Annotated in this window: 15 protein-coding genes; 4 read left to right on the forward strand and 11 right to left on the reverse strand. The window is 74.8% G+C overall.

The genetic code is table 11. The annotated features are described in order from the left end of the window. Positions 1–2: 2 nt before the first annotated feature. The 9 genes from ACIOHG_RS02185 to ACIOHG_RS02225 form a co-directional block, all read right to left on the reverse strand. The gene (locus ACIOHG_RS02185; protein WP_400944306.1) at positions 3–1,322 is read right to left on the reverse strand and encodes an RNA polymerase sigma factor; all 1,320 of its coding nucleotides are present in this window, start codon (positions 1,320–1,322) and stop codon (positions 3–5) included. Further along, a complete protein-coding gene (locus ACIOHG_RS02190) occupies positions 1,322–1,741 on the reverse strand; it encodes a YciI family protein (protein ID WP_400944308.1) in 420 nt (139 codons plus the stop codon). The genes ACIOHG_RS02185 and ACIOHG_RS02190 overlap by 1 nt, the downstream gene beginning before the upstream one ends. A gap of 289 nt (positions 1,742–2,030) precedes the next feature. Next, positions 2,031–3,413 (reverse strand): DUF2252 domain-containing protein, encoded by a 1,383-nt coding sequence (locus tag ACIOHG_RS02195; RefSeq protein ID WP_400944310.1) that lies wholly within the window; start codon positions 3,411–3,413, stop codon positions 2,031–2,033. A gap of 96 nt (positions 3,414–3,509) precedes the next feature. After that, entirely contained in the window at positions 3,510–4,916 is a 1,407-nt protein-coding gene (gene lpdA / locus ACIOHG_RS02200; protein ID WP_400944312.1) for a dihydrolipoyl dehydrogenase, read from the reverse strand. Between the two features lie 109 nt (positions 4,917–5,025). Next, the gene (locus ACIOHG_RS02205) at positions 5,026–6,354 is read right to left on the reverse strand and encodes a M1 family metallopeptidase (protein ID WP_400944314.1); all 1,329 of its coding nucleotides are present in this window, start codon (positions 6,352–6,354) and stop codon (positions 5,026–5,028) included. A gap of 37 nt (positions 6,355–6,391) precedes the next feature. Continuing rightward, complete coding sequence (locus ACIOHG_RS02210) at positions 6,392–10,204, reverse strand: Pls/PosA family non-ribosomal peptide synthetase (RefSeq protein ID WP_400944316.1); 3,813 nt, start codon at positions 10,202–10,204, stop codon at positions 6,392–6,394. Positions 10,205–10,515: 311 nt separating this feature from the next. Then, positions 10,516–12,477 (reverse strand): APC family permease, encoded by a 1,962-nt coding sequence (locus tag ACIOHG_RS02215; RefSeq protein ID WP_400944835.1) that lies wholly within the window; start codon positions 12,475–12,477, stop codon positions 10,516–10,518. Positions 12,478–12,707: 230 nt separating this feature from the next. Continuing rightward, a complete protein-coding gene (locus tag ACIOHG_RS02220; protein ID WP_400944318.1) occupies positions 12,708–13,268 on the reverse strand; it encodes a DUF421 domain-containing protein in 561 nt (186 codons plus the stop codon). A gap of 151 nt (positions 13,269–13,419) precedes the next feature. Next, entirely contained in the window at positions 13,420–14,001 is a 582-nt protein-coding gene (locus ACIOHG_RS02225) for an O-methyltransferase (protein WP_400944320.1), read from the reverse strand. A gap of 225 nt (positions 14,002–14,226) precedes the next feature. On the opposite strand from ACIOHG_RS02225, the gene ACIOHG_RS02230 reads away from it, so the two are divergent. Then, entirely contained in the window at positions 14,227–15,009 is a 783-nt protein-coding gene (locus ACIOHG_RS02230; protein WP_400944322.1) for a VOC family protein, read from the forward strand. A gap of 88 nt (positions 15,010–15,097) precedes the next feature. Here the strand turns inward: ACIOHG_RS02230 and ACIOHG_RS02235 are convergent, their stop codons facing one another. Together ACIOHG_RS02235 and ACIOHG_RS02240 are read right to left on the reverse strand one after the other, a co-directional pair. Beyond that, positions 15,098–16,045: a M56 family metallopeptidase gene (locus ACIOHG_RS02235; protein WP_400944324.1), complete on the reverse strand. Its 948-nt coding sequence runs from the start codon at positions 16,043–16,045 to the stop codon at positions 15,098–15,100. Further along, the gene (locus ACIOHG_RS02240; protein ID WP_400944326.1) at positions 16,042–16,485 is read right to left on the reverse strand and encodes a BlaI/MecI/CopY family transcriptional regulator; all 444 of its coding nucleotides are present in this window, start codon (positions 16,483–16,485) and stop codon (positions 16,042–16,044) included. Before ACIOHG_RS02240 ends, ACIOHG_RS02235 begins: the two co-directional genes overlap by 4 nt. Before the next feature lie 144 nt (positions 16,486–16,629). Between ACIOHG_RS02240 and ACIOHG_RS02245 the strand changes: the two genes are divergently transcribed. The 3 genes from ACIOHG_RS02245 to ACIOHG_RS02255 all read left to right on the forward strand — a co-directional run bounded on the left by ACIOHG_RS02245 (position 16,630) and on the right by ACIOHG_RS02255 (position 19,444). Continuing rightward, the gene (locus ACIOHG_RS02245) at positions 16,630–17,652 is read left to right on the forward strand and encodes an NlpC/P60 family protein (RefSeq protein WP_400944328.1); all 1,023 of its coding nucleotides are present in this window, start codon (positions 16,630–16,632) and stop codon (positions 17,650–17,652) included. After that, the gene (locus ACIOHG_RS02250) at positions 17,649–18,158 is read left to right on the forward strand and encodes a GNAT family N-acetyltransferase (RefSeq protein WP_400944330.1); all 510 of its coding nucleotides are present in this window, start codon (positions 17,649–17,651) and stop codon (positions 18,156–18,158) included. The genes ACIOHG_RS02245 and ACIOHG_RS02250 overlap by 4 nt, the downstream gene beginning before the upstream one ends. 68 nt (positions 18,159–18,226) lie before the next feature. Further along, complete coding sequence (locus ACIOHG_RS02255) at positions 18,227–19,444, forward strand: aminotransferase class V-fold PLP-dependent enzyme (RefSeq protein ID WP_400944332.1); 1,218 nt, start codon at positions 18,227–18,229, stop codon at positions 19,442–19,444.

The following is a 19,444-nucleotide window of genomic DNA, read 5'->3' on the forward strand; positions in this document are numbered from 1 at the left end:
CGTCAGCCGAGCGCGGTGGCCTTGCGGAGCAGGACGGCGCGCTCGCGCGGGTTGCGGCAGCGGCGGGCGGCGAGTTCGAGTTCGGCGCGGGCCTCGGCGGGGCGGCCCAGGCGGGTCAGGAGTTCGCCGCGGACGGTCGGGACCAGGTGCGAGCCGGGGAGCCGGTCGGTGGCGACCAGCTCGTCCACCAGGGCCAGCGCCTCGGCCGGCTCGCCCGCCATCGCCACCGCGACGGCCCGGTTGAGCTCGACCACCGGGGACGGGGCGACCCGGCCCAGCGCCTCGTAGAGCAGCACCACCCGCTCCCAGTCGGTCTCCTCGACCGAGGGCGCCGTCGCGTGGCAGGCCGCGATCGCCGCCTGCAGGCCGTAGGGGCCGAGGCCGCGCCCGGCCGCCGCGGCGCGGCCGAGCGCGGCCAGGCCGCGGCGGATCGCGGAGCGGTCCCAGCGGCGGCGGTCCTGGTCCTCCAGCAGGACCGCCTCGCCGTCCGGCCCGGTCCGGGCCGGGAACCGGGCGGCGGTCAGCTCCATCAGCGCCAGCAGCCCCTGCGGTTCGGGCTCGGCGGGCAGCAGCGCGGTCAGCGTCCGGGCCAGCCGGACCGCCTCCCGGGCCAGGTCGGGCCGGAGCAGGTCGGGGCCGGAGGTCGCGGTCGCGCCCTCGGTGAAGATCACGTACAGCACGCCGAGCACCGCCGCCAGCCGGGCCCGGCGCTCCTCGGTGGGCGGCACCTCGAACGGGACGTGCGCGGCCGCGACGGTCTTCTTCGCCCGGGTGATCCGGGCCTGCACGGTGGGCACCGGCACCAGGAAGGCCCGGGCGATCTCCTCGCTGGTCAGGCCGCCGACCACCCGCAGGGTGAGCGCGACCCGGGCCTCCGGGGCGAGCACCGGGTGGCAGGCGGTGAAGATCAGCGCCAGCACGTCGTCGTCGATCCGGTCCGGGTCCCAGGGCAGCTCGTCCGCCCCGCCGGAACCGGGCGGGGCGCCGGTCGCCGCCCCGCCCTCCTCCAACCCCTGCGCCAGCAGCGCGTAGCGCTCGTCCCGCGCGGAGCGGCGGCGGAAGGCGTCGACGGCCCGCCGCCGGGCCGTCGCCAGCAGCCAGCCGACCGGGTTGGCGGGTTCGCCGTCCCGGGTCCAGGAGACCAGCGCCTCGGCGAGGGCCTCCTGCGCGACGTCCTCGGCGAGCGCCAGGTCGCCGGTCCAGCGGGCCAGCGCGCCGACGATCCGGGCGGACTCGATCCGCCAGACCGCGGCGACGGCCCGGCGGGCAGCGTCCGCGACCGCGTCCGCCGGTGCCGCCGGGTGCTCCTCGGGGGCGGGCATCAGAGCTGGCCGGTCCGCTCGCGCCAGGCGCGCTCCTTGACGATCCACTCGTTGTCCTGCGGGAACTCGTCGATCCCCGGGACGCGGCGCACCTCGCACTTCGAACCGGGCAGCGCCGGGAGCCGCTTGGCCCACTCGACGGCCTCCTCCTTCGAGGCCACGTCGATCAGGTAGAAGCCGCCGAACAGCTCCTTCGTCTCCCCGTAGGGGCCGTCGGTGACCACCGGGGTCTCGCCGGCGAAGTCGACCACGACGCCCTGCCCGGGGTCGTCCAGCCCCTCGGCGGCGATCAGCACGCCCGCCCGGATCAGCTCCTCGTTGAAGCGCCCGACGGTCTCCAGCATCTCCTCGAACGGGGTCTCCATCATCTTCGCCAGCGTCTCGTCCGACGCCCGCATGATCAGCATGTACTTCGCCATCACCGTCTCCTGTGCTTCCGGGGGGCCGCTTCCCGGCCCGCTTCCACCCCTAGGTCGAACCGCGCGCACGCGGATCGACAGGAGACTGGCAGAAGTCAGGAAATTTTTCTCGCGCCTTCCTGGCTGCGACCCGGCCCGGCCGGGGGCCGAAGAGTCGCGGGCCGGGGCGGCCGCCTGCGGCGCGCGGCGGCGGGGGCCGACGACCGCGGGAGCACGCGCCTGCGGCGCGCGGCGGCCGGCGGGCCGGGCCCCTGCCGCCGGAGGCTCCTCGGCGCCCCGTGACCGGCCGTCAGGCCGTTTCGGCCTGGATCTCGCCGGCGGCGATCGCCTCGGTCAGGCGGGCGTGGTCGGCGGCGTTGCGGGCGGTGTAGTGGTGGGCGAAGGCGGCGACGGCGCGGTCGAAGGTGTCGTTGCGGCCGAGGTAGGCGGCGATGGCGATCCGGTCGCCGGAACGGGCGTGGGCGCGGGCCAGGGCGGTGCCGCAGAGGCGGGCGTAGGCGTGCAGGGCGGCGGCGGTCATGGTGCCGACCTCGGCGGAGCCCTTCATGTCGCGCAGCTGGCGCCAGTAGAAGTGGCGGCCGGCCGGGCCGGTCATCCAGCCCAGGAAGATGTCGCCGGCGGCCTGGGTGAGCAGCTGCCCGGCCACCACCCGCTGCCCGTGGTTCGGGTACCGACTGGGGCCCAGGTAAGGCTCCAGGACGGAGGCCTGGGCCTCCTTGACCTGGAGGATCAGCGGGTCGTCGGCGTCCCGGCCGCGCAGCAGGACGACGTAGCAGCGGGTGCCGACGCTGCCGACGCCGACCACCTTGCGGGCGGAGTCGACGTAGCTGTAGCGGTCGAGCAGGCGGCCGCGCTCCTCGGGGAGGGTGGCCCGGTAGTCGGCGAGCAGGCCGCGGACCTCGTCGGCGTCGAAACCGACGTGCTCGACCAGCGGGGGCTGGTCCTTGAACCGGCGGCGGCCGGTGGCGGTGGTCTCGGTGAGCTTCCCGGCGGCCTGCAGGCTGTCGCGGCGGCGGGCGGCGGCGAGGTGGGCCTCGACCCGGTGGCGGCGCTTGCCCTTGAGCCGGTCGAGCAGGTCGTCGGCCTCGATCCGCCGGTACCAGACGGCGAGTTCGCCGAGGCCGGCGAGTTCGCGGACGTGCTCGCGGTAGGCGCGGACGGCGGCCAGCACCACCCGGTGGGCGTCCTGCGGGCCCTCGCCGTTCTCCCGGGCGGCGACGGCGAGGCTGGCGGCGAGCCGCTGGACGTCCCACTCGAACGGGCCGGGCAGCGTCTCGTCGAAGTCGTTGAGGTCGAACAGCAGGCTGCGCTCGGGCGAGCCGAACAGGCCGAAGTTGACCAGGTGGGCGTCACCGCAGAGCTGGACGGTGAGGCCGCTGACGGGCGAGGGGGCCAGGTCGGCGGCCATCACGGCGGCGGCGCCGCGCAGGAAGGCGAACGGGGAGGCGGCCATCCGGCCGGTGCGGATCGGCACCAGTTCGGGGACCCGGCCGGCGGCCTGGGCACGCAGCACGTCCAGCGGGTCGGGCCGGTCGGCGGCGGGCCGCCAGTGCCCGGCGGTGGAGCGGGGGGCGTGCTTGCGGGCGGCGCGGCCGATCTCGGTGCGCTCGTCGACGGTCAGGTAGGGGGTGTCCACGGGCGGGGCTCCTGCGTCCTCGGGGACGGGAGACATACCGCGAGCGGCGCACTCCCCCACCGGGAGGGGTGCGCCGCTCACCCGGACAGCCGTGCCGCCGCTCGCCGCTCGCCGGTCCGCGTGCCGGTCCGACTACATGTTGATCATGTGGCCGGCCAGGCCGTGGATCGCCTCCTTGACGGCCTCGCCCAGCGTCGGGTGGGCGTGCACGTTGCGGCCGACCTCGTGGATCGTCAGGTCCCACTGCTGGGCCAGCGTCAGCTCCGGCAGCAGCTCGGTGACCTCGGGGCCGATCAGGTGCGCGCCGAGCAGTTCGCCGTGGGTCTCGTCGCAGATCACCTTGACGAAGCCGACCGGCTGGCCGAGGCCGTGCGCCTTGCCGTTCGCGGTGAACGGGAACTTCTGCACCTTGACGGCGTAGCCCTGCTCGCGGGCCTGCGCCTCGGTGTACCCGAAGGAGGCGACCTGCGGCTGGCAGTAGGTGGCGCGCGGGACCATCACGAAGTCGACCTCCATGGTCTCGGCCCCGGCGATGGTCTCGGCGGCGATCACCGCCATCGCCTCGGCGGCGTGCGCCAGCATCAGCTTGGCGGTGACGTCGCCGATCGCGAAGATGTGCCCGGCGCTGGTGCGGCCGCGCCCGTCCACCGCGATCGCGCCGCGTTCGGTGAGCTGCACGCCGGTGGTCTCCAGGCCGTAGCCCTGCACGCGCGGCACGAAGCCGATCGCCTGCAGCACCTTGTCGGTCTCCAGCACCTCCTGCTTGCCGTCCCGGGTGACGGTGACCTTCACCGGCTTGTTCGGGTCGGAGTCGTCGATCGCGTCGACCCGGGTGCCGAGCAGCACCTTGATGCCCAGCTTGCGGTACTGCTTGGCGAGTTCGGCGGACACCTCGGCGTCCTCCAGCGGCACCATCCGGTCCAGGAACTCGACGATGGTGACGTCGACGCCGTAGTTGTGCAGCACGTACGCGAACTCGACGCCGATCGCGCCGGCGCCCGCGATGACGATCGAGCCGGGCAGTTGCTCGGTGAGGATCTGCTCCTCGTAGGTGACGACCCGCTCGCTCAGCGAGGTGCCGGGCAGCAGCCGGGTGGTGGCGCCCGCGGCGATCACGCAGTGGTCGAAGGTGACCATCTCGAAGCCGCCCGCGGTGAGCTTCACCTGCAGGGTGTGGTCGTCGACGAAGGTGCCCCAGCCGTCGTACTCGGTGATGCCGTTCTTCTTCATCAGGTAGTGGACGCCCTTGACCCGGCCGTCGGCGACCTGCCGGGAGCGGCTGAACGCCTTGCCGTAGTCGAAGGACACCTTGCCGTCGACCTGGATGCCGTACAGCTCGGCCTCGTTCAGCACGGTGTGCGCCAGCTCGGCGTTGCGCAGCAGCGCCTTGGACGGGATGCAGCCGACGTTCAGGCAGACGCCGCCCCAGTACTTGGCCTCGACCACGGCGGTGCGCAGGCCGAGCTGGGCGGAGCGGACGGCGGCGGTGTAGCCGCCGGGGCCGGCGCCCAGGACGACGACGTCGTAGTGCGTGCTCATGTTCCTCGTTCCTCCGAAGACTTCGACGACCGGCGGACGACCGGCGGCGGACCGGGTTGCGGCCCCGGCACCGGTGCACCCTGCCGCCAGTACATCAGGTCCGGGTCGGTCAGTGGCCGGGGAGGGCGGGCAGCGCGCCGTGCTGGAGCCAGCTGTCGAGCAGCGGGCCGAGCGGGCGGTCGGTGTAGCGGGCGGCGTGCGCGGCGAAGTCGTCGGTGGTGACGACGCCGTGCCGGTAGGCGGTGGGCCAGTCCCGGAGCAGCCGGAAGAACGCCGGGTCGCCGAGCGCGCAGCGCAGCGCGTGCACGGTCAGGCCGCCGCGCTCGTAGACCCGGTCGTCGAACATGTGGCGCTTGCCGGGGTCGCCGATGGTGAGGTCCTGCGGCAGGCCGCGCAACTGCAGGTGAGCGTCGGCGGCCTTGCGCTGGGCGGTGGGGCCGCCGGTGCGCTCGGACCACAGCCACTCGCTGTACTTGGCCAGGCCCTCGTTGAGCCAGATGTGCCGCCAGTCGCGGATCGTGACGCTGTTGCCGAACCACTGGTGGGCCAGCTCGTGCGCGACCAGCCGCTCCCAGCCGCGCCGCCCGTCGACGTGGTTGCGGCCGAAGGTGGCCATGCCCTGCGCCTCGACGGGCACGTCCAGGTCCTCGTCGACCACGGCGACGGTGTACCCGTCGAACGGGTACGGGCCGAACAGCTCCTCGAACATCCGCATCATCTGCGGCTGCCGGCCGAAGTCGAACTCGAACGCGGCCTGCAGCGGCTGCGGCACCCAGCCGGTCTGCGGGACGCTGCCGGGCGCGAGCTCGGCGAGCTGGACCCGGCGCAGCGGGGCGATCACCAGGCCGACCAGGTAGGAGGCGGTCGGCGCGGGCTGCTCGTACACCCAGGTGGTCGAGGAGGACCGGGTGGTGCGGCTGAGCAGCCGGCCGCCGGTGACCACCGCGTACGGCGTGGCGGTGGTGACCGTCAGCTGGTAGGCGGCCTTGTCGGCGGGCCGGTCGTTGCAGGGGAACCAGGACGGGGCGCCGATCGGCTGGGAGGCGACCAGCGCGCCGTCGGTGATCTCCTCGAAGCCGAGGCCGCCCCAGGGGCTGCGGACCGGGCGCGGGTTGCCGGACCAGTGCACCTCGCAGGTGAACACCGCCCCGGCGGCGGGGGCCTTGGCGGGCTTGATCCGCAGCTTGCCCTCGCGGTGCGCGTAGTGCGCGGGCCTGCCGTCGACCAGCACCTTGCCGATCCGGAAGTCCGCCAGGTCGAGGGTGAACTCGCGCAGCGGCTCGGCCCCCGCGATGGCGGCGATCCGGGCCGAGGCCGCCAGCCGGTTCGGCCCGGGCCGGTAGTCCAGCGCGATCTCGTACCGGTGGGCCCGGTAGCGCGGGTCACCGTGCCGGGGGAAGTACGGGTCGTCGGCGGCGGGGGCCTGCTTGGGGCTCACCGGTGGTGCTCCTCCTGGCGCGGGGGCGGTCACGTACTCAGTGCCAGGCTTCGATCGGGTTGCCGAGCCAGCGGGTGTCGGCGGGGACCGTCTCGGCGCGCATCACGAGGGAGGCGGGGCCGAGGGTGGAGCGTTCGCCGACGGTGCTGCCGGGCAGCACGATGCCGCCCGGGCCGAGGGTGGCGCCCGCGCGGAGCTCCACAGTATCCAGCCTCATGATCCGGTCGTGGAAGAGGTGGGTCTGCAGGACGCAGCCGCGGTTGACGCTGACGCCGTCGCCGAGGGTGACCAGGTCGGCCTCGGGCAGCCAGTAGCTCTCGCACCAGACGCCGCGGCCGATCTTCGCGCCGATCGAGCGCAGCCACAGGTTCATCAGCGGGGTGCCGGCGGCGCGGCCGACCAGCCACGGCACGGCGAGCACCTCGGTGAAGGTGTCGGCCAGCTCGTTGCGCCACACGAAGCCGGACCACAGTGGGTGCTCGACGGCCCGGAACCGGCCGACCAGCAGCCACTTGGCGGCGGCCGAGACCAGGCAGGCGACCAGCCCGGCGGCCAGCAGGACCGGGCCGGACAGCAGCGGCTGCCCGAGGGCGCAGAGCGCGGCGACGGTGAACACGGCGAGCGCGGCGGAGGCGAACACCGGGACGATCCGGGCCAGCTCGGTGAGGCCGCGGGCCCAGCGCAGCCGGGCGGGGGGCTCGTAGGTGAGGGCGAGGTCGGCGGTGTCGGCGGCCCGGGGCAGCTTGACCGGCGGCATGCCGAGGTAGGAGCTGCCGCGCTTGGCCTTCTTGGGGGTGGCGGAGAGCACGCCGACCAGGCCGCGGTCGGGGACGGCCCGGCCGGGCGCGGTCATGCCGGAGTTGCCGAGGAAGGCGCGCTCGCCGATCTCGGCCCGGCCGGTCCGCAGCCAGCCGCCGCCGAGCTCGTACGGGGCGATCAGGGTGTCGTCGGCGAGGAAGGCGCCGTCGCCGACCTTGGTGAGGCTGGGCAGCGCGAGCACGGTGGACACCTCGGCGCCCTTGCCGATCCGCATGCCGAGCAGCCGCAGCCAGACCGGGGTGATCAAGCCGGCGTACAGCGGGAACAGGGTCTCCCGGGCCAGGTCCATCAGCTGGCTGACCGTCCAGGCCTGCCAGCCGGTGCGGCTGTGCAGCGGGTGGTGGCCGGTGCGCAGGCCGAGCGAGAGCAGCCGGACGGCGACCAGCACGATCCCGGCGTAGGCCAGGCCGAAGGAGAGGGTGGCGGGGACCAGGGCGAGCAGCGCGCCGCGCAGGGCGGCGGCCAGGTCGTCGCCGGGGTGGACGAACTGTCCGGCGATCAGCAGGCCGGGCAGCGCGGCGAACAGCGGCAGCAGGGCGAGGCCGAGGCCGGTGGCGCCGTAGACGGCGGACCAGCCGCGGGTGCGCGGCGGGCGCTGCTTGGGCCAGGCCCGGTCGGCCTTGCCGGTCTTGACGGCGGGCGCGCCGGCCCAGCGCTGGCCGGTGGGGACGGAGCCGGTGACGCCGGAGCCGGGGGCGATCTCGGCGCGCTTGCCGATCTTGGCGCCGGGCAGCAGGGTCGAACGGGTGCCGACGACGGCGCCGGCCCCGATCCGCAGCGCGCCGATCTCCAGCCGGTCGCCGTCCAGCCAGTAGCCGGACAGGTCGACCTCGTTCTCGACGGCGCAGCCCTTGCCGAGCCGGAGCAGGCCGGTGACGGGCGGCAGCGCGTGCAGGTCGACGTCGGGGGCGACCCGGCAGCCCAGGGCGCGGGCGTAGCGGATCAGCCAGGAGCCGGAGAGGTCGGTGGCGCCGGTGGCCTCGGCGAGGCGTTCGGCGGCCCACAGCCGCAGGTGGACGGAGCCGCCGCGCGGGTACCTGCCGGGGCCGACGCCGCGCAGCAGCAGCCGGGCGCCGCCGGCGGCGAGGGCGAGCCGGCCCGGCGCGGACCACAGCACGGCCGCGCCGAGCGCGAGCAGCCACCAGGGGGCGGTGGGCGCCCACGGGTAGTCGCCGATCAGGTGCAGGACGGTGCCGAGCGCGGCCAGCGCCAGCGACCAGCGCAGGCCGGTCAGGGTGGCCAGCGGCAGCATCAGCAGCAGTTGCAGGGCCTGGGCCCGGCGCGGGGTCGGGGCGACGGTGCGCTCCGCGTTCCCGGCCTGCGCGGACTTCTCCAGCAGCCGGGCGAGCTTGCGCAGGGTGGGCTGCTGGTAGATGTCGAGGACGGAGGCGGCGGGGTAGCGGCCGCGCAGCAGGGTGGTGAGCTGGGCGGCGGCGAGCGAGCCGCCGCCGATGGCGAAGAAGTCGTCCGCGGCGGAGCGGACCTGGGTGCCGAGGATCTGCGCCCACTGCTCGGCGAGCCAGGCCTCGGTGCCGTAGAGCTGCTCGCCGGGCCCGGAGGTCTCCAGGTCGGGCAGCGGCCAGGGCAGCGCGTCCCGGTCGACCTTGCCGGAGGTGCGGGTGGGCAGGTGGTCGACGGTGGCGAGCAGCGGGACGAGGGCGGCGGGCAGTTCGGCGCGCAGCCGGGCGACGGCGGCGTCCCGGTCGAAGCCGTCCTGGGCGACCAGGTAGCCGACCAGCAGCTGGTTGCCGCTGCGGGCGGTGCGGACGGCGGCGGCCGCACCGGAGACGGCGGGCAGCGCCTGGAGCGCCGCGTCGACCTCCCCCAGTTCGATCCTTCGGCCGCCCAGTTTGATCTGCTCGTCGGCGCGGCCGAGGAAGACCAGGCCCTCGGGTTCGGCGCGGACCAGGTCGCCGGAGCGGTAGGCGCGCTCCCAGCCGAGGGAGTCGAGGGGGGCGTACTTCTCGGCGTCCTTCGCCGGATCGAGGTAGCGGGCCAGGCCGACGCCGCCGATCACCAGCTGGCCGCTGCCGCCCATCGGCACCGGACGGCCGGCCTCGTCGACGACGGCGAGCTCCCAGCCGTCCAGCGGCAGGCCGATCCGGATCGGGGCCCGGCCGGTCAGCAGGGCGCCGCAGGCGACCACGGTGGCCTCGGTGGGGCCGTAGGTGTTCCACACCTCGCGACCCTCGGTGACCAGGCGTTCGGCGAGCTCGGGCGGGCACGCCTCGCCGCCGAAGATCAGCAGCCGGACCTCGTCCAGCGCCTCGGCGGGCCAGAGCGCGGCCAGGGTGGGGACGGTGGAGATGACGGTGATCTCCTGCTCGGCCAGCCAGGGGCCGAGGTCGGCGCCGGAGCGGACCTGGGCGCGCGGGACGGGGACCAGGCAGGCGCCGTGCCGCCAGGCCAGCCACATCTCCTCGCAGGAGGCGTCGAAGGCCACCGACAGGCCGGCCATCACCCGGTCGCCGGGGCCGATCGGCTCGTCCTGGAGGAACATCGCGGCCTCGGCGTCGACGAAGGCGGCGGCGCTGCGGTGGGTGACGGCGACGCCCTTGGGCTTGCCGGTGGAGCCGGAGGTAAAGATGATCCAGGCGTCGTCCCCGGGCTCGGGCGCCTGCGCGTCGTGGCCGGAGGGCTTGACCTTCTCCAGCCGGTGGTCGGCGCCGATGACGGCGTTGACGTCGGCCTCGCCGAAGACCAGGTCGGCGCGCTCGTCGGGGTCCTCGAAGTCGACGGGGACGTAGGCGGCGCCGGCCGCGAGGGTGGCCAGGATCGCCACGTACAGGTCGTTGCCGCCGGAGGGGACCCGGATGCCGACCCGGTCGCCGCGCCCGACCCCGGCCTTCGCCAGGTGGCGGCGCACCTTCTCGACCTCGCCGAGCAGGGCCGCGTAGCTGAGCACGGTGCGCCCGTCGTCGAGCGCGGGCTCCTGCGGGTGGGCGGCGGCGGTGGCCGTCAGCACGTCGACGAGCGTGCGCGGCTCGGGCGCCGTACGGGCGCGGAACAGCGCGGTTTCGGGAGCGGTCATCACGGCCAACACGGTCCTCGTCCTGGGTTCCCCGGCGGTCAACCGAAGGCGTCGATAGCAAGACAACCTGGGCAAGTTTACCGGTCGGGGCGGGTGGACGGCCGGAACCCGACCCGCGCCGGGCGGCCCCGGGGGGCCGTTCGGGGGTCGGGTTCCGGGCCGCCCGGGGCGGACGGCGCGTCAGCCGGGGCGCGGGCGGAGCGGGTTCCGGCGGGCGGGTCGGCGGCGGTTCCGACGGACCGTCAGCCCGGCGGTGTCCAGCTCCCGAGCTGGAGTTCACCCACTGTTCACCTGTCGGGGCGGGCGGCCGCTCAGCGGCCCCGGGCGGGCTCGCCGCGGCGGACGGCGCCGGGGGCGCGGCGGGCGGGGCGGTCGGCGCGTCCGGCCGAACTCAGTTGCCAGGGAACTGAGATGACCATCACACCGGGAGTGAAGAGCAGGCGCGACTTCAGCCACAGCGCGGACTGGTTGTGCAGCAGGTTCTCCCACCAGCGGCCGACCACGTACTCGGGGATGAACACCGCCACCGCGTCGCCGGGCTGAGCGGCCGTCAGCTCCCGCACCCGCGCCACCACCGGCTTGGTGATCTCCCGGAACGGCGAGGCCAGCACCCGCAGCGGCACCGCGGGCCCGTCGGCCTCCCACTGGGCGCGCAGCTCGGCGGTCGCCTCCGGCTCGACGTCCACCGTGACGGCCTCCAGCGTGTCGGGCCGGAACGCCTGCGCGTAGCCGATCGCCCGCAGCGTCGGCCTGTGCAGCTTGGAGACCAGCACCACCGCGTGCACCCGGCGCGGCCGGGCGGCCTCGGCGGCGGCGTCCTCGACGGCCAGTTCGGCGGAGACCGCGTCGTAGTGGCGGCGGATGCCGCGCATGGCGAGCCAGAGCAGCAGCGCGGCGACCACGGCCAGCCAGGCGCCCTGGGTGAACTTGGTGATCAGCACGATCACCAGGACCAGCGCGGTGGTGACGGCGCCGAGCCCGTTGATCACCCGGGAGCGCTGGGCGGCGCCGCGCACCGCCGGGTCGGTCTCGGTGGCGAGCGCGCGGTTCCAGTGCTTCACCATGCCGATCTGGGACAGCGTGAAGGAGGTGAAGACGCCCAGGATGTAGAGGTGGATCAGGCTGGTGACGTCGGCCTTGTAGAACCAGAGCAGGCCGCCGGCCACCACGGCGAGCGCGATGATGCCGTTGGAGAAGGCCAGCCGGTCGCCGCGGGTGTGCAGCTGCCGGGGCAGGTAGCGGTGCTGGGCGAGGATCGAGGCGAGCAGCGGGAAGCCGTTGAAGGCGGTGTTCGCGGCCAGGATCAGCACCAGCGCGGTGACCGCCTGGATGAAGTAGAACAGGATGCTGTTGTCACCGCCGAGGAAGGTCGAGGCGAGCTGCGCGATCACGGTCTGCTGGGTGTAGCTGCCGCAGTCGCCGGCCAGACCGGTCAGTTGGCAGGCGTTCTCGACGTAGTGCACGTGCGAGGTCAGGGCCAGCGCCGTGACGCCCGCGAACATCACCACCGCGACGATGCCCATCACCGACATGGTGGCGGCCGCGTTGCGGGACTTCGGGGCGCGGAACGCGGGCACGCCGTTGGAGATCGCCTCGACGCCGGTCAGCGCGGTGCAGCCGGAGGCGAAGGCACGCAGGCCGAGCATCAGCAGGCCGAGGCCCTGCAGGGCGTCCTTGCCGTGCTCGGCGGTGACGCCGAGGCCGGCGGTGGGGGCCTGCGGGCTGTCGCCGAAGGCCAGCCGGACCAGGCCGGTGACCACCATCAGCAGGATGCCGCCGATGAACAGGTAGGTCGGCGCGGCGAACATCCGGCCGGACTCCCGCACGCCGCGCAGGTTCATCGCGGTCAGCAGCACCACGAAGCCCAGCGCCAGCGCCACCCGGTGGTCGGCGAGGCCGCCGAACGCCGAGATGATGTTGTCCACCCCCGAGGCGACCGAGACCGCGACCGTCATCACGTAGTCGACCAGCAGCGAGGCCGCCACCACCAGGCCGGAGCTGGCCCCGAGGTTCTTGGACACCACCTCGTACGAGCCGCCGCCGGACGGGTAGGCGTGCACCACCTGCCGGTAGGACATCACCACGACCGCCATCAGGCCGATCACGCCGAGCGCGATCCACGGCGTCAGGTAGAGGAACGCGGTGCCGCCGACGGTCAGCACGAGCAGGATCTCGCCGGTCGCGTAGGCCACCGAGGAGAGCGGGTCGGAGGCGAAGATCGGCAGCGCCAGCCGCTTCGGGAGCAGCGTCTCGCCCAGCTCCTCGCTGCGCATGGCCCGGCCGATCACGAGGCGCTTGAGCGCCTGGGGGAGGTTGAACACAGAACGGGAGCGTATTGACCTGCGGCGTTAAGACAACCAGGCCGGATGATCATCGTTCTGTTCGCATTTCCGCAGGCCAGGTGGGCTTTCGGTGATCGAATCGAAGGTTTTTCGGCCACCGGGGCCGCCGTTAAGGATTCGTCAATTTCGGCCCCGTCGGCCATGGAATCGGTCGAAAACGGTCACCCGGTGGTCGACAGCCGGGCCTCGATCGCTGCCAGCGCGGCCCGGATCGCCGCCACGTCGTTCTTGTCCGCGACCTGGTCGCCCTCCTTCAGCCGCACCAGCAGCGTCCCGCCCGGCTCCAGCACGATCAGCGAGGTCTCCTCGATCGCGTCGCCGCCCTGGTGCCGGACCGCCACGTCCAGGTCCGCCTCCCGGATGCCCTGCCGGGCGATCGTCCGCCGGTCGTACGCCCCGTCCCGGGCCAGCACCGTCGGCGTCCCGTCCAGCAGCCGGTTGAACCAGTCCCAGCGGGCGGCCTGCCGCACCAGCACCCAGTCCGTCAGCAGCAGCACCACCGCCCCGTACAGGCCGCCCGCCACCGAGTTGTCGTTCCCGATGACGGCGTTCTGCACCACGTTCGACAGCAGCAGCATCACCACCAGGTCGAAGGTGTTCAGTTGGGCCAGCCCGCGCTTGCCGATCAGCCGGAGCAGCACCAGCAGCGCCAGGTAGACCAGCACCGTGCGGACGGTCTTCTCGCCGTACGAGATCCCCGCGTCGAACATGTCCTGCCACATGCCCGCCACCGTAGGCACCGGCAGGCACCGGCAGGCACCGACGCGCCCGGCGCCCCGGTGCCCATGCCCGCGCTCACCCGGACGGCCCACCGGGTCGTGGCTCGGGCGGCGTCGGGCCGGGGCGTGGCCTCGGGTCAGAGGTGGCGGCGGGTCAGGTGTGGCGGCGGGTGGCCAGCAGCAGGCCGGTCGAGCAGTCCAGCTCCACCGTGTGCAGCCGCGGGTCGGCGTGCAGGCGCTCGCGCAGCTCCGCCACCGCGCCCGCGTGGCCGGTCGGCCAGGTCGGCTGCGGGAACAGGTCGTCGACCAGGTAGAGGCCGCCCGGGGCGAGCAGGTCCAGCGCCTGGTCCAGGTGGTGGAACTTGCCCGGCCAGGTGTCGGCGAACACCAGGTCGAAGTGCTGCCCCGCCAGCCGGTCGATCAGCTCCGCGCCGTCCCCCACCAGCAGCTCCAGCCGCAGGTCCGCCCCCAGCAGCCGGGCCGCGACGGCGGCCGGGGCCGGGTCCAGCTCGACGCTCAGCAGGGTGGCCGCCGGGTCCATCCCGCTCAGCAGCCAGCCGGTCGACGCGCCCGCGCCCGTCCCCAGCTCCAGCAGTCGCCCGCCGGGCCGGGCCGCCGCCAGGGCGCGCAGCAGCCGCCCGGTGGCGAGGTCGCAGGACATCGTGAAGCCGAGCGCCGCGCACTCGGCCTCGATGGCCGCGAGCACGGCGGGACGGGTGTCGGCAGTGAGCGCCACGGGGCACCTCCGGGGTGACGGTCCGTCAATGTTCCGGGCATCCTGCCCCCGCCCCGCCCGGCGCCGCCGGGAATTCCACCCACCGGACGGCCGGACGGCCGGACGGCGCCCGGCGCTCGGCGCTCGGCGCTCGGCGCTCGGCGCTCGGGTGGCGGAACCCCGGCCGCGCCGGGAGGGTGGCTCGCGGGGGAAGCACCCGGATGTCCCGACCGGAAAGAGCGTGAGATGCCCGAAGTCACCACCCCGTACCTGACCGGCACGCCGTGCTGGGTCGACCTGATGGCGAAGGACCAGCAGCAGGCGCTGGACTTCTACCGCGACCTGCTGGGCTGGCAGGGGCAGCCCGGCCCGGCCGAGTTCGGCGGCTACGCGGTCTGCGAGCTGGACGGCCGGGCCGTGGCCGGCATCGGCCCGGCGATGGCGCCCGAGGGGATGCCGGAGCCGCCCACCGTCTGGACCAGCTACCTGGCCACCACCGACGCGGAGGCCACCCAGGACGCGATCGTCGGAGCCGGCGGCACCCTGCTGGTCCCGGTGATGGACGTCGGGAACCTGGGCCGGATGCTGATCGCCGCCGACCCGCAGGGCGCGGTGTTCGGCGTCTGGCAGCCCGGCGAGTTCTTCGGCGCCAAGGTGGTCAACGAGCCCGGCGCGCTGACCTGGAACGAGCTGCACACCAGCGACGTGCTGGCCGCCACCGCCTTCTACGGCGAGGCGTTCGGCATCGAGATCGAGCCGCTGGACGGCGCCGACTCCTACTGGGAGCTGCGGGTCGGCGGCCGGGCGGTCGGCGGCGCCACGCTGCTGGCCAACGACCCGCCCGGCACCCCCGCGCACTGGCTGACGTACTTCGCGGTGGACGACGTGGACTCCACCGTGGACGCGCTGGTCCGGCGCGGCGGCACCGTGCTGGCCCCGCCGTTCGACATGATGGCGGGCCGGATGACGGTGGTCGCGGACCCGCAGGGCGCACCGTTCGCCATGATCCGGCCGCAGCCGCTGGCCTAGAACGTCCGCCCGCACCGCCCGTCCCGGTCCGTCCGGGGCGGGCGGTCGCGCGTGCCGGGCCGGGCCGGGCCGGGCCGGATCCCTGGGCTCAGAGCAGGGCGGGGCCGCAGGTCACCAGCAGCGGCAGCACGGGCGCGCCGGCGCTGGTGAGCGCGGCGGCGGCGCACAGGGCGGGGTGCGGGGCGGCGGCCGGGTGCAGCAGGCGGCGCACCCGGAGCAGCGCGGCGGTGCCGCCGGCGCCGAACGCGGCGTGCGGGGCCGGGCCGCCCGCCACCCGGAACACGGCGGCGGCCAGCGCGGCGCGCGGGTGGCGCAGCACCGCCCGGTCGTCGGCGGCCATCTCCAGCAGCAGCGGGACCTCGCGGGCGGCGTGCCGGGCCAGCGGCAGGTACGGGAAGGCCGCGGCGAAGGCGTCGGCGGCGACCCGGGCCAGGTGGTGGCGGCCGGAGACGTGGGCCCGCTCGTGCGCCAGTACGGCGGCCAGCTGCGGGGCGGTGAGCAGGTCGAGGGCGCCCCGGGTGAGCACGATCCGGGGCCGCAGCCCGGGCAGGCAGTACGCGGCGGGCACCGGGTGCTCCAGGACGTGCGCGCCGAGCGCGGGGTCGCGGACGGCGACCAGGTCGAGCAGGACCCGGTGGCGGCGGCGGTGCCGGGCGGTGCGCAGCAGCGCCCCCACCAGCCGGGCCAGCGGGAGGGACGCGGCGGCGGCCGGTATCAGCAGCCGCCAGGCCGTCCCGGCGGGCAGGCCGGCGCCGTGGACGACCCCGTCGAGGTCGACGCGGTCGAGATGGACGCCGTCGAGGTCGACGCGGTCGAGGTGGACCGGGCCGAGCAGCCCGAGGTGCGGGTGGACGCCGGGCACCGCGAGGTGGTGCACGGCCAGCACCAGCGCGGTGACGAAGGACAGCGCGAGGCCCTGCCAGAGCGCGACGGCGAGCCGGGGCGCGCGGTGCGGCCAGTGGGCACGGGCCAGCGAGCGGGGGGCGAGCAGGCCGACCAGGGCCGCGTAGCCGAACAGGGCGAGCGCGGCCGTCACCGGAAGCCGCCCGGCTGTTCGGGGCCGTGGGCGTGGGGGCTTCCGTGGCCGTGGGCGTTCCCGGGACCGTGGCCGTGGGCGTTCGCGTCGTCGACGGAGTCGATGGCGGCGCGCAGGGCGGCGAGTTCGGCGGGGGTGAGCTGCCCGACCAGGTGGGCGAGGGCGCCGGTCGGGTTGGGGCTCTCGCCGAGCACGTCGCGCATCAGGGCGGCGCTGTACGCCTCCCTGGTGCAGGCCGGGCGGTAGCTCCACGCCCGGCCGGACTTCTCCCGGCGCAGCATGCCCTTGCGGTGCAGGATGTCGGCGACCGTCATCACGGTGGTGTAGGCCAGCGGCCGGGACCGGTTGAGGTCGTCGACGAGTTCGCGGACCGTCGCGGGGCGGTTCCAGGTCCACAGGCGGTCCATGATCTCCGCCTCCAGGTCGCCGAGTCTTCGCACCTGCCCGCTCCGTCCTGCGTCCCCCGTGGTCGGACCCATCGTAGTGGCGGGGGGCGGGTTGCCCGGCGATCTACGGGACTACTAAGTTGTGTCGTAGTGATCGCCCGAACGGCGGGTGGCCGACCTGAGGAGTGTCCGCAGCCGATGGGAACGCACCGACGGCCCAGCCCCACCGCCGCCCGCGCCCGGACCGCCGTACTCGGCACCGTGGCCGGCGCCGCCGTGCTGCTGCCGGTCACCTCGGCCTCCGCCGAGCCGGTCGGCAACCTCGACCAGATCAAGGCCAAGGTCGACCGCCTCTACGAGGACGCCGAGGCCGCCACCGAGCAGTACAACAAGGTCGACGAGCGCTCCAAGCAACTCCAGGGCGAGGCCGGGAAGTTGCAGGACCGGCTGGCCGGGCAGCAGGGAAAGATCGTCGAACTGCGGGAGACCCTGGGCGCGTTGGCCGCCGATCAGTACCGCAGCGGCGGCATCGACCCGACCGTCCAGCTGATGTTCAGCTCCTCCCCCGACGAGTACCTGAAGCAGGCCAACCTGCAGGGCCTGGCCACCGGGCAGCAGAGCGACGCGCTGCGCGCGGCGCTGCGGCTGCAGCAGTCGATCGACCAGGACCGGGCCGAAACCGCCGCCAAGCTGGCCGAGTTGGAGGAGGCGCACAGCACGCTGGCGAGTCGGAAGACCGAGATCCAGGGCAAGCTGGCCGAGGCCGCCCGGATCCTGTCCGGCCTCAAGGCCGCCGACCGGGCCAAGGTCAACGGCGACAACGGCCAGGCCGCGTCCCGCAGTTCGGCCCGCGAGAGCTACAACGGCCCGGCCACCGGCCGGGTCAAGGCCATCCTGGACTTCGCCTACGCCCAGGTTGGCAAGCCCTACCACTGGGGCTCCCAGGGCCCCGACATGTTCGACTGCTCCGGCCTGACCCGCTCCGCCTACCGGGCCGGCGACGTCGGCCTGCCCCGGATGTCCCAGGACCAGTGGAACTCCGGCAAGCGGATCGCCCGCGCCGACCTCCAGCCCGGCGACCTGCTCTTCTACTACAACGACCTGCACCACGTCGGCATCTACGTCGGCAACGGCAAGGTCCTGCATGCCCCGCGCACCGGCAAGAACGTCGAGGTCGTCGGCATCGACACCATGCCGTACATGGGCGCCGTCCGGCCGTGACAACCGCCGGGCCGAGGCTGCGCGACGTCCGCCCCGAGGACGTGGACGCGTACGTCCGGATGCGCTGCGACCCGGTGATGACGGCCGAGTTAGGCGGTCCGCTGCCCGTCGAGGGCATGGCGGAGAAGGTGCTCAGGGACGTGGCGCGGGCCGCCGCGGACGAATGGTGGGTCAAGATGATCCTGCCGGAGGACTCCGCGGAGGTCGCCGGGACGGTCACGCTCTGGCCGCACCGGGTGGACGGCGCAGCGGCTGCCGAGATCGGCTGGATGGTGCTGCCCGGGTTCCAGGGGCGCGGCCTGGCCAAGCGGGCGGTCCGTGCGGTACTCGACCTGGCGGTGGCGGACGGGCGCTGGGGTGTCGTGCACGCCTTTCCCGGGGTCGGCAACGGCCCCTCGAACGCGATCTGCCGGGCGCTCGGGTTCACCCTGCTCGGCGAGCGGGAGACCGGGTTCGCCGGCCGGGTGCTGCGGACCCACCACTGGACGGTCGACACCCGGCGGTAGGGGCTGTGACAGGATCTGCGCAGGTGGCCGGGTGCGGGTGGCTCCGGCCGGGAGCGGAGGGACCTGTCGTGGGGAGTGCTGTCGCGCCGAAGCCGCTGCTGTTGCGGGACGGGCGGGCCGCCGTGGCGGGGTGGTCGCTGGATCCGGCGATGCGGCACCTGAACCACGGGTCGTTCGGGGCGGTGCCGCTGGCCGCGCAGCGGGAGCAGCAGCGGTTGCGGGCAGAGATGGAGCGCTCCCCCGTGGTGTGGTTCCCTGGGCTGCCCGGGCGGGTCGCCGCCGCGCGGGCCCGGATCGCCGAATTCCTGCGCGTCCCGGCGGAGTTCACCGCGCTGGTGCCGAACGCCAGCGCCGGGGCGAGCGTCGTGTACGGCTGCCTGCCGATGCGCGACGGCGGCGAGGTGCTGGTCACCGACCACGGCTACGGGGCGGTCACCATGGGCGCCGCCCGGCTGGCCCGGCGCTGGAACGGGCGGCTGCGCACCGCGCACGTCCCGCTGGGGGCCGGGCCGGAGGAGGCCGCGGCGGCCGTGCTGTCCCGGGTCGGGGAGCGCACCTCGCTGATCGTGCTGGACCGGATCACCTCCGCCACCGCCCGCTACCTGCCGGTCGACCTGATCGGCCGGGCGGCCCGGGAGCGCTGCATCCCGCTGCTGGTGGACGCCGCGCACGTGCCCGGCCTGGACGATGACCCGCTGGCCGGGGCGGACTGCGACGCCTGGGTCGGCAACCTGCACAAGTTCGGCTGCGCGCCGCGCGGCACCGCCGCGCTGGTCGCGCGGGGTGAACTCCGGCACTCCCTCTACCCGTTGATCGACTCCTGGGGCGGCGCGGACCCGTTCCCGGAGCGCTTCGACAGCCAGGGCACGCTGGACGCCACCGGCCCGCTGGCGGCGCCCGCCGCGCTCGACTTCGTGGCGGACCAGTGGGGTTGGGCCGAGGCCCGCCGTTACATGACCGAACTCGCCGACTACGCCGAGGAGTTGATCGGTGAGGCGATGACCGCCGCAACCGGCGAGCCGGCCCGGGCGGAGGTCGGCATGCCGGTGAACGCGCTGCGGCTGGTCGCGCTGCCCGCCGGGCTGGGCCGCACCCGGCTGGAGGCCGACGCCCTGCGCGACCGCCTGGCCGCCGAGTTCGGCGTGGAGGCCGCGTTCACCAGCTTCGACGGCACCGGCTACTTCCGGCTCTCCACCCACGTCTACAACACCCCGGCCGACTACGAGTACTTCGCCGAGCGCTGCGTGCCGCTGCTGGCCGACTGGGCCCGGGGGCAACGGAGTTGA

It is taken from the genome of Kitasatospora sp. NPDC088134 (genome assembly GCF_044741705.1).
Lineage (GTDB): Bacteria > Actinomycetota > Actinomycetes > Streptomycetales > Streptomycetaceae > Kitasatospora.